Source organism: Alistipes megaguti, from assembly GCF_944320325.1.
Classification (GTDB): domain Bacteria; phylum Bacteroidota; class Bacteroidia; order Bacteroidales; family Rikenellaceae; genus Alistipes; species Alistipes megaguti.
Genome location: NZ_CALUHA010000004.1, coordinates 13,076 through 27,454, shown reverse-complemented (window position 1 = coordinate 27,454; position 14,379 = coordinate 13,076). Strand labels below are relative to the sequence as shown.

The 14,379-nt window shown below is 64.7% G+C and carries 10 protein-coding genes; 8 read left to right on the top strand and 2 right to left on the bottom strand.

Features of this window, described 5'->3' with window-relative positions; translation table 11 throughout:
- Positions 1-1,008 carry a UDP-N-acetylmuramate dehydrogenase gene (gene murB / locus PUQ42_RS01865; RefSeq protein WP_273370436.1) on the bottom strand — a complete coding sequence of 336 codons (1,008 nt, stop codon included), beginning with the start codon at positions 1,006-1,008 and terminating at the stop codon, positions 1-3.
- A gap of 57 nt (positions 1,009-1,065) precedes the next feature.
- Between murB and PUQ42_RS01860 the strand changes: the two genes are divergently transcribed.
- Positions 1,066-2,499, top strand: coding sequence for a DUF4301 family protein (locus PUQ42_RS01860; RefSeq protein ID WP_273370433.1), 1,434 nt, complete (start codon positions 1,066-1,068; stop codon positions 2,497-2,499).
- Between the two features lie 142 nt (positions 2,500-2,641).
- Here PUQ42_RS01860 and PUQ42_RS01855 read toward each other — a convergent pair whose 3' ends face one another.
- A complete protein-coding gene (locus tag PUQ42_RS01855) occupies positions 2,642-3,253 on the bottom strand; it encodes a Crp/Fnr family transcriptional regulator (protein WP_162611608.1) in 612 nt (203 codons plus the stop codon).
- 174 nt (positions 3,254-3,427) lie between these two features.
- Here PUQ42_RS01855 and PUQ42_RS01850 point away from each other — a divergent pair, with 174 nt between their 5' ends.
- The 7 genes from PUQ42_RS01850 (at position 3,428) to PUQ42_RS01820 (ending at position 14,376) form a co-directional block, all read left to right on the top strand.
- On the top strand, positions 3,428-5,284 hold the full coding sequence (locus PUQ42_RS01850) for a hypothetical protein (RefSeq protein ID WP_273370429.1): 1,857 nt from the start codon (positions 3,428-3,430) through the stop codon (positions 5,282-5,284).
- A gap of 13 nt (positions 5,285-5,297) precedes the next feature.
- Positions 5,298-7,547: a hypothetical protein gene (locus tag PUQ42_RS01845; RefSeq protein WP_273370427.1), complete on the top strand. Its 2,250-nt coding sequence runs from the start codon at positions 5,298-5,300 to the stop codon at positions 7,545-7,547.
- 58 nt (positions 7,548-7,605) lie between these two features.
- The gene (locus tag PUQ42_RS01840; protein WP_273370426.1) at positions 7,606-8,511 is read left to right on the top strand and encodes a hypothetical protein; all 906 of its coding nucleotides are present in this window, start codon (positions 7,606-7,608) and stop codon (positions 8,509-8,511) included.
- A gap of 60 nt (positions 8,512-8,571) precedes the next feature.
- Positions 8,572-10,896, top strand: coding sequence for a hypothetical protein (locus PUQ42_RS01835; RefSeq protein WP_273370424.1), 2,325 nt, complete (start codon positions 8,572-8,574; stop codon positions 10,894-10,896).
- Between the two features lie 258 nt (positions 10,897-11,154).
- A complete protein-coding gene (locus PUQ42_RS01830; protein ID WP_232009165.1) occupies positions 11,155-11,772 on the top strand; it encodes a hypothetical protein in 618 nt (205 codons plus the stop codon).
- Positions 11,773-11,775: 3 nt separating this feature from the next.
- A complete protein-coding gene (locus PUQ42_RS01825; protein WP_087310917.1) occupies positions 11,776-12,612 on the top strand; it encodes a DUF2764 family protein in 837 nt (278 codons plus the stop codon).
- A gap of 9 nt (positions 12,613-12,621) precedes the next feature.
- Complete coding sequence (locus PUQ42_RS01820) at positions 12,622-14,376, top strand: V-type ATP synthase subunit A (protein WP_273370421.1); 1,755 nt, start codon at positions 12,622-12,624, stop codon at positions 14,374-14,376.
- Positions 14,377-14,379: the final 3 nt, after the last annotated feature.

Here is a 14,379-nt window from a genome sequence, read left to right as displayed (position 1 = left end):
TTATAATAGATTGACCTCGGTGTCGATCCGGATACCGAACTTGTCGCAGACGGTCTGCTGGACCTTTCGGGCGAAGGCGATCACCTCGCTGCCCGTGGCTCCGCCGTAGTTGACCAGCACCAGGGCCTGGCGTTCGTGGACGCCGACCGCCCCTTCGCGGTGACCCTTCAGCCCGGCGCGGTCGATGAGCCAGCCGGCGGCCAGCTTCACGCGCCCTTCGGGGGCGGGGTAGTGGGGCATGTCGGGATACTGTTTGAGGAGCTTCCCGGCCACCGAAGCCTCGACGACGGGGTTCTTGAAGAAGCTCCCGGCGTTGCCCAGTACGGCCGGATCGGGGAGTTTCGCGCGGCGGATGGCGCAGATCGCCTCGCGGATGTTGCGGAGCGAGGCTCCGCCGCGGGCTTCGACCTCGCGTTCGACGTCGCCGTAGGCCAGCCGGGGGCGGGGCGTGCGGGAGAGTTCGAGTTCGATGGCGGTGATGATGACCCGTCCGCGGAGCGTATGCTTGAAGACGCTTTCGCGGTATCCGAAGGCGCAGTGTGCGGCGTCAAGGGTGAGCATCGAGCCGTTTTCGACGCAGAACATCTCGACGCGGCGGATCGTATCGGCGGCCTCGGCCCCGTAGGCGCCGATGTTCTGCACGGGGGCGGCACCGGCCCGGCCGGGGATGAGCGAGAGGTTCTCGAGGCCCCAGAGTCCGCGTTCGACGGCCCATTCGACCAGATCATCCCACTCGACGCCGGCCTCGGCGCGCACCCGCACCGTATCGCCCTGCTCGGAGAGGAGCGAGATCTGCCGGGCGACGGGCGTCACGAGCAGCCCGTCGTAATCCTGCGTGAAGAGGATGTTGTTGCCGCCCGAGAGGACCATCCAGCGAGGGGGCACTCCGTGGGCGAACAACGCGCGCAGATCGTCCGGGTTTTCGAACTCGACGAGGCGCGCCGCCTGCTGATCGACGCCGAAGCTGTTTCGATCGCGCAGGCTGATGTGGTGAAATTCTCGGATCATGATGTGCAAAGTTACGAATAATTTGCGTAACTTTATTGCATGAAACCCCTAACCGATATGTTTACCGAACAGGATTTACAGCAAATTGCCGACCACGGGCTGACCCCGGCCCGGGTCGAAGCGCAGTTGGAGAATTTTCGCCGCGGTTTTCCGTGGCTGAACGTGGTGCGGGCCGCCTCGCCGGGCGACGGCATCGTGATGCTTGACGCGGCAGCGGCCGACGCCGCGGCGGCACGCTACGAGAAGGCCGCCGCAGGGCTCGATATCGTGAAGTTCGTTCCGGCGTCGGGAGCCGCCACGCGCATGTTCAAGGAGCTCTTCGCCTTCGTGAACGAGGGCAAGCGGGGTCCGGGCATCGACACGCTGCTCGAGAACATCGAACGCTTTGCCTTCTGGCCCGAACTGAAGGCGGTGCTTCCGGCCGGGGCCGACGACCGGGCGACGGTCAACGCCATCGTCAACGACGGCCTGGGCTACGGCCACAAACCCAAAGGGCTGGTGACCTTCCATGCCTACCCCGAGGGGGCTCGCAAGGCCGTTGAGGAGCACCTGGTCGAGGGGGCTGCCTACGCCTCGTCGAACGGCGTGGCGCGCATCCACTTCACCGTCTCGCCCGAACACATGGAGGGCTTCAAGGAGTTGTTGGCCCGGAAGGTGCCCCTCTATGAAAAACGCTTCGGGATCCGCTACGACATCTCGTTCTCGGTGCAGAAGCCCTCGACGGACACCATCGCCGTGAACCCCGACAACACCCCCTTCCGGCAGGAGGACGGGCGGCTGCTGTTCCGTCCGGCGGGCCACGGGGCGCTGATCGAGAACCTGAACGAGATCGACGCCGACGTGATCTTCATCAAGAACATCGACAACGTGACGACCGATGCGCGGCGCGGCGATACGATCCGCTTCAAGAAGGTGCTGGCCGGCGTGCTGCTCGACCTGCAGGAGCGGGCCTTCGAGTACCTGCGGGCGCTGGATGTCGACGGCTGCGAACTGGCCCCGATTGCGGAGTTCATCGAGCGGCGGCTGTGCGTGAAGCTGCCCGCGGACTACAACACGGCGCTGCTGCGTGCGGTGCTGGACCGTCCGATCCGTGTCTGCGGCATGGTCCGCAACGAGGGCGAGCCGGGCGGCGGACCCTTCTGGGTGGGGAATCCCGACGGCACGGAGTCGCTGCAGATTGCCGAGTCGAGCCAGATCGGTCCCGACGACCAGCCGCTGATGAAGTCGGCCACGCACTTCAATCCGGTGGATCTGGTCTGCGGCGTGAAGACCTCCAAGGGGGGCAAGTTCGACCTGCGGCAGTACACCGACCCCTCGACGGGCTTCATCTCGTCGAAGTCGAGCGGCGGTCGCGAACTGCGGGCCCAGGAGCTGCCCGGGCTGTGGAACGGTGCCATGGCGCGCTGGAACACGGTCTTCGTGGATGTTCCGATCACGACCTTCTCGCCCGTAAAGGTGGTGCAGGACCTGCTGCGTCCCCAGCACCAGTAGCGGTACGCTTTGAGTCCATGAAAAATCCCCGATCCATCTGTGGATCGGGGATTTTTTTGCGTCAATTTGCGTTGGATGCCCCTCTGCTGAGGCAGACCTCCTGTTGCGTTTCTTTGCAGAGTTTGTCGGGGGCTCGTTTCTCCTATTTCAAGGTATAGCCGTCCGGGGTTTTGCAGACGGTTCCCTGCTCGACCATCTGGCCGATCATGCGCGAAAGCGACGGACGCGCCACGCCGAGGATGAAGGCGACCTCCTGCAGGTTGCGGATCGAGTGGTTGTCCTTCAGATAGCTCACCACGCGCGAGGCGAGGCTCTGCAGGGCGAATTCGTTGATGCGCCGGCTGAGGAAGAGGCTGTGGTCGGAGATGATCGTCAGGAAGTTGCGCAGTACGGTGCGGTCCTGTTCGAGGATCTCGCGCAGGCTTTCGCGGGAGAGGACCCAGAGGCGGCAGTCGGCCTGGGCGATGATCGATACGGGATAGCGGTTTTCGGTTCCGAAGACGAATGCCGAGGCGAGCGTATCGGGGGCCGAGAGGGTGTCGAGGGTCAGTTCGCGCCCTTCGGCGCTGGTCATCTGCGCGTAGACGCTCCCCTCGCACAGCAGGAACAACGTTCGGCAGACATCGTCCTGCAGGGCGATGAAATCCCCCTTTCGGTAGGAGGCGTATCGGCCCGGGGAGCGTTGCAGAACCGCCTCCAGAACCATCCGGTCGCCCCCGCGGAAGAGGGGCATGTCGTAAATTTCACACTCCATCGAGGGTCGAATTTTGCAGTTGTGGATCCGGCGTAACATGGGTTACGCAAAACGTCGTTCGGGGGTTCTACTTTTGCACCCGGTTCGAAGGGGCGTTCTCCTCGGGACAGGATCCGACGGTGCTGCCCTTCGCCAACACGAACGAACGTACAAAGATAACAATAAAAAGGCCAAATGAGCAGATTTTTGACTGTTGTTTTATGGAGCAGCCTCTTGCTGACGGGGTGCCGGCAGGACGACTGGAGTCCGTCGGTACCGGCTGCGGCGGGCGATGCGGCGGTGTTCCGTCTCCGCGGCGGGGCCTACGACGGAGCGGCGACCCGCATGGAGGATCTCCGTACGGATTACGACCGCGTGGAGTTCCGCGTGGTTGACGCCGCTTCGGGGGATGTGATCGGCGATCTGAGGGGGCTCTACCACCCCGACGGTTCCGAACTGCGGATCGAGGGGCTTCGCGAGGGCGACTACCGGCTGCTGGTGCTGGGCATCCGCGGCGACTGGTCGCGTGACGGCGTGGAGGTGCACCCGATCTCGCACATCGACGAGGAGTGGGTGAGCTTTCCGGCCGATCTGGGCGAGCCGCTTGCGGCCGAATACTTCTATTCGCAGAGCCCCTTCACGGTGCGGACCGACATTTCGTCCGAGGGTATCGTCACCTCGCAGGTGACGGGCACGGAGACCCTCCAGCAGCGGATCATCGGACGTGCCGACTTCACCTTCGCCTACGAGAATCCCTATATCCGCACGGCGCTCGTGTCGTCGCGTGCGACGCTCGGCGGGGCCCGCTTCCATACGGGAATGACCGGTGCCGGGGAGTTCACCGGCGAGAGCGACGAACTCTCGCTGGAGACGGATCTCGAGGAGGTCTCCACCTATTGTTTCCTGCCTCTGGTCGGGGGAACGTCGCTGCGGGGCGAGATCGAACTGGTGACGCGCACCTACCGCGGAGGCGAAGTGCGCCGCACGTTTGCCTACGAGCTCGCCGATCTGGAGCCCAACCGCATCGAACGGATCCATACGCCGGTGGTCCATCCGGACAATACGTCGGGTACGATGTTCATCACGCCGCAGGCTTACGCCGAGGGCTCGCATGGACAGATTCTGCAGGACGGCGAGCCGAAGACGGTCTACACCGATCCCGCGCAGCGGCGTTTCAATACGGCGGCGCCGCTTCAGCTCTCGGTGACCGACGCCGGCGAGCTCCATGCGCGGTTCTACTCGCCGCGCCCCCTTTCGGGGGTGCTGGTCCGGGCGCGGATTCCGCGTGTCGACAGCGAGTATCTGGATCTGGCCTGGTTCGACAGCATACCGCCCTTTGCCGACTTCTGCGAGCGGCTGCCGCAGCTCGAACGTCCGACGCAGTGTCTGTCGGAGTCGGGCCGCTGGGTCGACCTTCCGCAGCTGACGGCGGCCGATTTCGAAGGGGTTGAGTTCGCCGTCGAGTGCGAGGACCCCTACTGGAAGAAACTGCGGCAGATCATCCACGGCTGGACCATTGCCTTCAGCCTTTTCAACGGTGATCCCGACCGTCCGGACGGCGGTCCCTCGGGCAACTGGATGGGTATCCGGCCCGTGCATTGCCGCGAGGCGGTGGCCTTCTTCCTGAACTTCACCTACATGATCGACATGCCCGAACACGAGGTGATCCTGCGCGAGAATCAGGACCGTCTCTACGGCAACGGCGGTGTCAACGACAAGGTGACCCCCGAGCGGGTGTTGAGCCAGATGCGCCAGAGCCGCAGCCTGAATGTCGGGCTGGTCTATCCGGGCAACGGCATCGTGGGTCTGGGCGGCGGTTCGTCGTACGGCGCCTACCAGCAGGCGTGGCTCCAGCACTACTTCAACACCTATTCGTGCGAGATCATGTTCCACGAGCTGGGACACGTCATGGGCTACAACCACAGCAGTTCGTTCACCTACGGACCCTGGGCGCAGGAGCTGATGAACCATTTCTACGTCAACCACCTCGATCAGATGCCGATCGACTCGCCCTCCTATCTGAACAGCAGCCAGAATCCGACTTTATATTGAACCGATGATGAAGATGCGACATACGATACGCCTGGCAGCCGCGCTGTTGCTGCCGCTGTTTGCCTCGACGGGCTGTTCGCGCGACGAGGTGCTCCCGATGTCCGCTCCCGCGGCGTCGACGCTGGCCCTGCGGCTGTCGGCCGCAAGCCCCGACGGCGGGCTTGCGGAGGCTTCCGATGCCGAGTCGGTGATCCATGCCGTGACGGCCTGCCGCTTCGAGGCGGGACGGCTGCAGGAGGTGATTCCGGGGGTTGCCGCCGCCGGCGAGGGACTCTACACCTTTTCGATGGCCACGCCGCGCGGCGAACTCCGCCTGGTGGCCAACGGCGCCGGCGTTGAGGCGCTCGGGAGCCTGCTCCCCGGCGTTACGACTCTTGCCGATTTCGAACGGCTCGAAGCCTCGCTCGGGGAGATGACCCGCGAGGGGCTGGCGATGACCGGCCAAATGACGCTCGACGCGGCGGAAGGGGCGGCCGGGGAGCGTGCCGTGACGCTGCGCCGCAGCGTGGCACGCATCGACCTGAGGTCGCGCGAGGCCGGGGTCGAGGTTCACTCGGTCGTCATCCGCCGGGTGGCAGACCGCGGATACCTCTGGGAGCCGTCGGCCCCGGCCACGCCCTCCTCGGCCGCCTGCGACGAGTTCCGTCGCGACTACGGCGACCGACCGCTGACGGAGGCGGGTGAGACGCTGCTCTACCTTTGCGAGCAGACGAACGACGCCATGGAGATCGAGGTGACGGCCCGTTTCGGCGGTGGCTGGCACCGCCTGCGGAGTACGCTCCCGGCCGCAATTCGTCGCAATACGGTCTATACGCTCGAGGTGCGCGGTCACGGTGCCGCGGCCGGCATCGAGGTGATCTCCGGCAGCTGGGAGACAGGTCCGGGCGTGGAGTCGACGCCTGTTGCCGAGGGGTTGATCGACGTCGCGTTGTCGGAACTTCCCGATGACGTACGGGTCAATGCCGCGTGCGACACGCTCTATATTCCCCATACGCCCAGCCGGCTGCGCGTCGTGCTGCGCGGCGGGGCGGGCTCCGAGGTGACGGTCGACGGCGCGGTGCGCGGAGTCGAGGTCACGCCGCAGCGTCTGACCCGCGGACTGGAGCAGGTGGCGGCCGTGGAGGTGAGCAGCCCGTTGCGGGTTCCGGGCACGAAGACCGGTTACGTCGGTCTGACGCTCTGGCGCGACGGGGTCACCTCGGGACGCGTCGTGCTCTGCTTTGCGGCCCACCCCGTGCGGGTCGAGGGTGAGTTGTCGTTCGACGATGCCGGACTCTGCGACTTCGGCCGCTACATCGAGGGCGAACTGGCCCGTATCACGCTCCCCGAGGGGATGCAGTTGCGGCTGGAGTTTGCCGACGGCGAGTCGAGGTGGATGGATCTGGCCGGAACGGAGGAGGGTGCGTGGCGCCTGCTCGGCGGCTGGAAGCCCAACGACCCGACGGCCGACGGCCGCGAACAGGAGGGACAGCTGGTCATCACCGATGCGGCGGGCGGTCACGCGGAACGCTACACCGTGCGGCGCCGCAACTGGGGTCTTCCGGTGGTGAAGATCGGCGGCGAGTGGTGGTGCAAGTACAACCTGCGGGGCAATGCGAAACGTTTCGAGGATCAGGTCCCGATTGCGGGCGATCCTGCGGCGGACGGTGCGCTGGCCGACCATCTGATCGCCTGCGACGGTGAGGAGCTGCTCACGCTGCTGGGCGACCAGTACCAGGCGTGCAGCCCCGAGGGGCTTCCGCTGCGCCACAACGGCACGGCCTTTTACCACGAGGGAATGGTCTCCACGACGCAGAACTACGGAACGCTCGATCCGGCGGAGATGGCCCCCTACGGCTACCGGATCCCCGATTACGACGACTATGCCTTCTTTACGCGCAACGAGAACTACAACATCGGCGGAGTGGGCGAGCGCACGTATACGAATGCCGCCGGCGAGTCGATCACGGTGCGCATCCAGGAGCGCAAGGCCGAATTCCTGGGCCACGCCTACGGGACGATTGCCGTCTACGAATTCCGCTCGGGCGATGCCGTGTGGGTGCTGGCCGGGCTAGGCCACCAGTGGAACACCACGGCGGGCAGCATCTCGCCGATGATGCTGCTGCTGGCCACCTGGGGCAATGCCTCGAAGACGTGGGTCATGGAGGGTTACGCCGCGGCCGACCGCCCGGGACAGAACTGGATCAAGTTCATGGCCCAGAATACGACCAAGACGCGTCTGGTGCGCTGCGTGAAGACGCCCGTCGAATACATCTACGACTGATCATCGAACAAGCAACCACATAACCTTAAGTAAACAAAACGTTAAACAAGACAAGACCATGAAAACGAACAAGATGACGACTGTGAAGACGATTGCTTTTGCCGCCGCCATGGCCCTGGGCCTGAGCTCCTGCTCCGAGCGGATGGAGACTCCGGCAACGCCGGGTGCACCGGCGCTGTTGCCGGTGGTGAGGGCGCAGCTGGCCGCCTTCGAGGGCGGAGGCCAGGCGCTCGAGGGTGAGAATACGCTGACCGACCTGCGCGCCTGCCTCTTCGTGGATGGCACGCTGGCGAAGGTCTACACGCTGCCCGTGACGCCCGATGCCGGCCGCGGCGTGCAACTGGAACGCCACGCCGGAACGCTCTACGTGGTGGCCAACACCGAGGTGCTGCTGGATCTCGATGCCCTGCAGCAGGGCAGCCTGAGCGAGAGCGACTGGAAGAAGATGGCCGTAACGACCGCCGGCAAGGCTCCGGCGAACTTCTTCTCGGGCAGCATCTTGCTCGACGGGCTGGAGAACACGCAGACGGAACTTCCGGTGACGCTCCGGCGCGGTGTGGCTCGTTTCGACCTGCAGATCCGCACGGCCGGCAAGGCTTCGGTAAGCAGCATCACGCTGAAGAATGCCGCGCAGTCGGCCTACCTCTTCCCGGTCGAGGGTGATCTTTCGCCCGAAGCCGTGTCGCGCCAGGATGTCGCCGCAACGATCTCGGAGCCGCTGACGCAGGATACCCCCGCCGTGCTCTACGCCTACGAGCAGGAGAACGACAACCTCACGGTGGAGATCGTGGCCGAGATCGACGGTCAGGTGAAGACCCTCACCAAACAGCTCGGCATGGCCCTCGAGCGCAACAAGATCTACACGCTCACGGTGCGCAAGGATGTCATCGACGTGAGCCTCGATCTCTCGTTCGACGAGTGGGAGCCGGGCGGTGACACCGAGCTCATGCCGGCACGCCGATAACCCGTCCGTCCGGACGACCGTACGTTTCACCCGTTCAACCTCGAAAAAAGCTGCAAATTCATGAAAAGACGAAATGATCTGTTGATGCGGACCCTGGGGCCGATGGCCCTGTGCGCAAGCCTTCTGGCGTGTGCGGAGTCTCCCGAGACGATTCCGGGGGATGCCGGCTCGGGCGGGGTGGTCCGGATTTCGGCCATGTCGTTCGCCCCGGGCGGCGACGCCCCGGCGGTGGCGGGCGAGGCGGCGGTCGGAAGGGTCGACGCCTACCTCTTCGAGGCGGGGCGTCTGACGCGGATCTTTAGTGAGCTCCCGCTCGTGGGATCGGGCTGCAGCCTGCAGCTCGAAAGCCTCTCGGGGCGGCTCTACGTGGTGGCCGACTGCCGCCCGGAGCTTCTCGACGCGGCGCCGGAAGAGGGTCTCTCCGAGCAGGAGTGGCTCGCCGCGACGATCGGCGGTGACTCCCTGGCGGCCGAGCGCTTCTCGACCGCACGGCTCGATCTCTCGGAGGTGACGCCCGGCACGGCCTCCGTACCGCTGGCGCTGACCCACGGTACGGCCCGCGTCGACCTGCGGCTACGGGTGGCCGGGGAGGCCGAAGTCCGTTCGATCACCTTCGCCGATGCCGCCTGTGCGGGTCCTCTCTGGAGCCGTGACGGGGCCGCCGTGAAGACCGGCACCGCCCTGCGCGATCTGGAGATCCGGCCGGAGACTCCCCTTGCGGAGGATACCCCCGCGGTGGCCTACCTCTACGAACAGGACAACGCCTCGCTGCGCGTGCGCCTGGAGGCGGAGATCGACGGCAAGCCCTCCTCGCTGGAGGGGGCGCTGCCGCGGCCGCTGCTCCGCAACCGCATCTATACGGTGACCGTGCGCAAGGATGCGACCGATACGGATGCCCGGCTGACGGTCGAGGCGTGGGGCGACGGCGGCGAGACGCCGCTCGATCCCGATCTCGACACTCCGCTGACGGTCGACACGGAGCGTTCGGAACTCCCCGACGGGGTGCGGGTCGAGGATGGAGGGTCGACCCTTGTGCTGCCCTACACCGAGACCGAGGTGATGCTGGCCGTGGCGTGCGACAGCCAGCTGGAGGTGATCCCGATGCCGGATTTCCCGCTGGTGGTCGAGGAGGTATCGACGAGTGCTACGCCCGAGGATATCAACCTCTTCCGGATCCGCAAGGGGCTCTTCGCCCCGAACCGCGAGGCGGCCGAGGTGCCGCTGCGCTTCCGCCGCAAGGGGCTCGAACAGTTCTACCCCGAGGAGCGGATCCTGCTGGTGCTGGAGGCCAACCCTTCGCGTACGCAGGGGGCGCTGGAGTTCGACAATGCCGAACACACGGTCGATTTCGAACGCTATATTGACAACGAGTTGGGTCGCTTCGTGCTGGCTCAGGGCAAACGCCTCGAGGTGGAGTTCGATCCGGGGGAGGATCCGTGGATCCGCCTCTCGGAAGCCGACGGCGACGCCCGGACGGTGCGTGTGGTGGCCGGCTGGCGCCCGAACGACCCGACGGCCGACGGACGCCGTCAGGCGGCCCGCCTGGTGGTGAGCAACCTTGAGGACGGTTCGCAGCGCGAGGTCTACACCGTCGTGCGCCGCAACTGGGGACTCCCGGTGACGTGGTTCCACGGCGTGTGGTGGTGCAAGTACAACGCCCGGGGCCGTTCGCGCCACTTCGAGGATCAGATCCTCTCGTCGGCCGACCCGGCCGTCGAGGCCGGCAAGAGCCTCTACGAATACCTGGGCTCCTGCTCGCCCGAGGAGTACTTCGACCTCTGGGGCTGGGGCTATCAGGGCGACAGCGGCCAGGGGCTGAAGGTCGTCGAGCAGGACGGCAAGGCCGTGCTCGAGGGTTTCTCGACCGACGTGACCGTACATATCAACAAACTGCCGGCCGACGCCCTCTCGCCCGACGGCTACGAGCTTCCCTCGATGGAGGAGTTCAACCGCGTCTTTGACGCCACGGACTACATCTGGATGATGTGGAGCGGTTCGCATACGCTCCGCACCCCCTGGGAGGGCCATTCGGCCATCAAGCGCACGCAGCAGCGGCGCAGCGACGTCACGGTCGGCTCGCTGACGCTCAACGAACTGATCAGCGTGCGGATGTGGAGCCCCGACTTCCCCGATGACGAGGGGATCACCTGGTACGGCGCTGCCGCACAGTGGAATGCCGACGGCATCCGCCACTCGAACCACTACAACAACATCCTCTTCGGCGTCCATTCGCCTGAAGGCTCGGGTTGGTACATCATCGGCGGCATGACCAACCTCTACATGACCAGGAACGGCGCCGGTCCGAAGGATACGCGCACGCTGCGCTTCAAGAAGTCGGCCGTGGAGTATGTCTACGGCCCCGACGCCGACCGCCCGATGCGATGAGTCCTCCGCCGCCCGATGGCTGTGAAGGATCCTCCGCCACCCGACGGACACGACCGCCGCTTTGCCGGCCGGACGTCCCGATTCCGAATCACCCCTGCTCCTTTCGGGACAGGGGTGATTCGCTTTCCCGGACGCGATGATCGTTTTTCACCCGAAATTCGTCATTTGCGGATAAATTGTCGCCGGCAAATGCGGTTTATTCGTAATCTTTTATATATTTGTAGGCGCATTTGAAAAACAAAATCAAAACACGATAACATGATGGAAAACAAACTGCAGGAGTTGACCCGCAAACTCTACGACGAAGGGTTGGAGAAAGGTCGTGCCGATGCCGACCGGCTGATCGCCGATGCCAAGGCCCAGGCGCAGAAGATCCTCGCGGAGGCCGAGACCCGCGCCGCCGGGATCGTCCGCGCTGCCGAGTCCCGCGCCGAGGATGTGGAGAAGAACACCATGACCGAGATCGCTCTGGCCGGACGGCAGGCCGTCTCGAAGATCAAGTCCGAGATCGCCACGATGATCGTCACCAAGGCTACGGCCGAAGGGGTCAAGTCCGCGGCGCTCGATCCGAAGTTCCTCGAGGAGATGCTCATCGCCGTGGCCCGCAACTGGAACGGTGCCGAGGCGGGCAAGGTGACGCTCGAAGCCCTGCTCCCGGAGGATGCCCGTCAGACACTCGACGCCGCCTTTGCCAAGAGCGCCCGTGCGCTGCTCGATGCCGGCATCGAGGTGGGGTGGTCCCGCGAGGTGAAGACCGGATTCAAGATCGGCGCCAAGGAGGGCGGTTACTACATCTCCTTCACGGATGCCGATCTGGAGGCCCTGCTGGGCGAATACCTCCGCGACAAGGTCTATCAACTCCTCTTCAAGGCTTAGGGCATGTTCGCAACCCAATACTATACGCTGGTTGCCTCGCTGAGAGAGTACGCGCTCGATGCCGATACGAAGGGTTTCGATGCCCGCGAGATCATCGACTCGATTCTCGAAGGGGTCTCGGCCGCCGATGCCCGCCGCGTGCGGCTTCTGTACGGCTACTACGACTGCGAGAATCTGGCGGCCCTGCGCAGCGGCCGGACGGCCTTCAATGAGCTGGGCAACCTCTCGCGCGAGGAGCTCGAGGAGGAGCTCCGCTCGCCGCAGCGTCTCCCCGAGGCGCTGGCCCGCGTGGTGAGGGCCTACGCCGATCCCGAAGGGGAGGAGGCCGAGTCGGTCGATACGGCGCAACGCTTCGAGAAGGAGCTCTTCGAGGCCTATTACGCGGCCTGCGAGGGGTCGCGCAGCCGTTTCCTGCGCGCATGGTCGGCCTTCGACCGCACGCTGCGCAACGTCACGGCCGCCGTGGCGGCACGTACGGCCGGCCGCAGCATCGACGAGGCGGTGGTCGGCCAGGGCGATGTGGCCGATCAGCTGCGGCGCAGTTCGGCGGCCGACTTCGGCCTGCGCGGCGAACTGCCCTGGATCGACGCCGTGATCGCCGCCCTGAACGACGAGGCCAACCTCGTCGAGAAGGAGCGTAAACTCGATCTGATCCGCTGGTCGGAGGCCGCGGAACTGGCTACGTTCGACTACTTCGACATCGACGCCATCCTCTCCTATCTGGTCCGCGTGAATATCGTGGCGCGCTGGACGCGGCTCGATGCCCGACGCGGCCGCGAGATGTTCACCCGCCTGATGGCCTCGCTCGACGGCCGGCAGCTCATTGAAAATAAACAATAAAACGATACCATGAAAACTACGGGACGTGTAAACGGTATCATCTCCAACATCGTGATCGTCAAGGCCGACGGACCTGTGGGCCAGAACGAGATCTGCCACGTATGGGCGGGAGATACGAAAATGATGGCCGAGGTCATCAAGGTCATGGGCGATTCGGCCTATGTGCAGGTTTTTGACAGCACGCGCGGCTTGAAGATCGGCGACCGGGTCGAGTTCGAGGGACACATGCTCGAAGTGACGCTGGCGCCGGGACTGCTGTCGCGCAACTACGACGGTTTGCAGAACGACCTCGAAAAGATGGAGGGTCTGTTCATTGCGCGCGGTTCGATCACCGACCCGGTGGATTTCGACGCCGAGTGGGAGTTCACGCCGCTGGCCCAGGCGGGCGACAAGGTTTCGGCCGCGTCGTGGCTGGGCGAGGTCAAGGAGCAGTGGGTCATGCACAAGATCATGGTTCCGTTCGCGATGACGGAGAGCTATACGGTCAAGAGCGTGGCGAAGGCCGGAAAATACAAGGTCACGGACACGATCGCCGTGGTGACCGACGCCGAGGGCGCGGAGCACGCGATCACGATGGTGCAGAAGTGGCCCGTCAAGCAGGCCGTGCGCTGCTATACGGAGAAGCCGCGTCCGTCGCGCGTGATGGAGACGGGCGTGCGTGCGATCGACACCTTCAACCCGATGGCCGAAGGCGGTACGGGCTTCATCCCGGGGCCGTTCGGCGCCGGCAAGACGGTGTTGCAGCACGCGATTTCGAAGCAGGCCGATGCCGACGTGATCATCATGGTGGCGTGCGGCGAGCGCGCCAACGAGGTGGTGGAGATCTTCAAGGAGTTCCCCGAACTGGTCGACCCGCGCACGGGTCACAAGCTCATGGAGCGCACGATCATCATCTGCAACACGTCGAACATGCCGGTTGCGGCTCGTGAGGCTTCGGTCTACACGGGCATGACGATCGGCGAGTACTACCGTTCGATGGGTCTGAAAGTGCTGGTCATGGCCGACTCGACGTCGCGTTGGGCGCAGGCGCTGCGCGAGATGTCGAACCGTCTGGAAGAGCTTCCGGGACAGGACGCCTTCCCGATGGACCTTTCGGCGATCATCTCGAACTTCTATTCGCGGGCCGGTCTGGTGAAGCTCTCGAACGGCCGGACGGGTTCGGTGACGTTCCTCGGCACGGTGTCGCCGGCGGGCGGTAACCTGAAAGAGCCGGTCACGGAGTCGACGAAGAAGGCTGCGCGCTGCTTCTACGCCCTGTCGCAGGGCCGCGCCGACTCGAAGCGCTACCCGGCCATCGACCCGCTGGACTCCTACTCGAAGTACCTCGAATACCCCGAGATCCGCGAATACCTCGACGAACACATCGAGAAGGACTGGGTGGACCTCGTGTATGCGGGCAAGACGATCGTGCAGCGGGGCAAGGAGGCCAACGACCAGATCAACATCCTGGGTGACGACGGCGTGCCGGTGGAGTACCACGAGCGGTTCTGGAAGTCGGAGCTGATCGACTTCGTGATCCTGCAACAGGATGCCTTCGACGACATCGACGCCAACTGCCCGATCGAGCGTCAGAAGATGATGTACGAGATGGTGCTGGGGATCTGCCGCAAGACCTTCTCGTTTGCGGATTTCGAGGAGTGCTCGCAGTTCTTCAAGGGGTTGATCAACCTCTTCCGCCAGATGAACTACTCGGAGTGGAAGTCGGAGAAGTTCGAGAACTACAAACGACAGATCGAAGAGTATGTGAGTGAAAAAAACAACTAAGCC

Coding starts and splice junctions, on each gene's coding strand:
- PUQ42_RS01825 (WP_087310917.1), top strand. CDS start 11,776: ATGTTCGCAACCCAATACTATACGCTGGTTGCCTCGCTGAGAGAGTAC.
- PUQ42_RS01835 (WP_273370424.1), top strand. CDS start 8,572: ATGAAAAGACGAAATGATCTGTTGATGCGGACCCTGGGGCCGATGGCC.
- PUQ42_RS01860 (WP_273370433.1), top strand. CDS start 1,066: ATGTTTACCGAACAGGATTTACAGCAAATTGCCGACCACGGGCTGACC.
- murB (WP_273370436.1), bottom strand. CDS start 1,008: ATGATCCGAGAATTTCACCACATCAGCCTGCGCGATCGAAACAGCTTC.
- PUQ42_RS01820 (WP_273370421.1), top strand. CDS start 12,622: ATGAAAACTACGGGACGTGTAAACGGTATCATCTCCAACATCGTGATC.
- PUQ42_RS01830 (WP_232009165.1), top strand. CDS start 11,155: ATGATGGAAAACAAACTGCAGGAGTTGACCCGCAAACTCTACGACGAA.
- PUQ42_RS01845 (WP_273370427.1), top strand. CDS start 5,298: ATGCGACATACGATACGCCTGGCAGCCGCGCTGTTGCTGCCGCTGTTT.
- PUQ42_RS01850 (WP_273370429.1), top strand. CDS start 3,428: ATGAGCAGATTTTTGACTGTTGTTTTATGGAGCAGCCTCTTGCTGACG.
- PUQ42_RS01840 (WP_273370426.1), top strand. CDS start 7,606: ATGAAAACGAACAAGATGACGACTGTGAAGACGATTGCTTTTGCCGCC.
- PUQ42_RS01855 (WP_162611608.1), bottom strand. CDS start 3,253: ATGGAGTGTGAAATTTACGACATGCCCCTCTTCCGCGGGGGCGACCGG.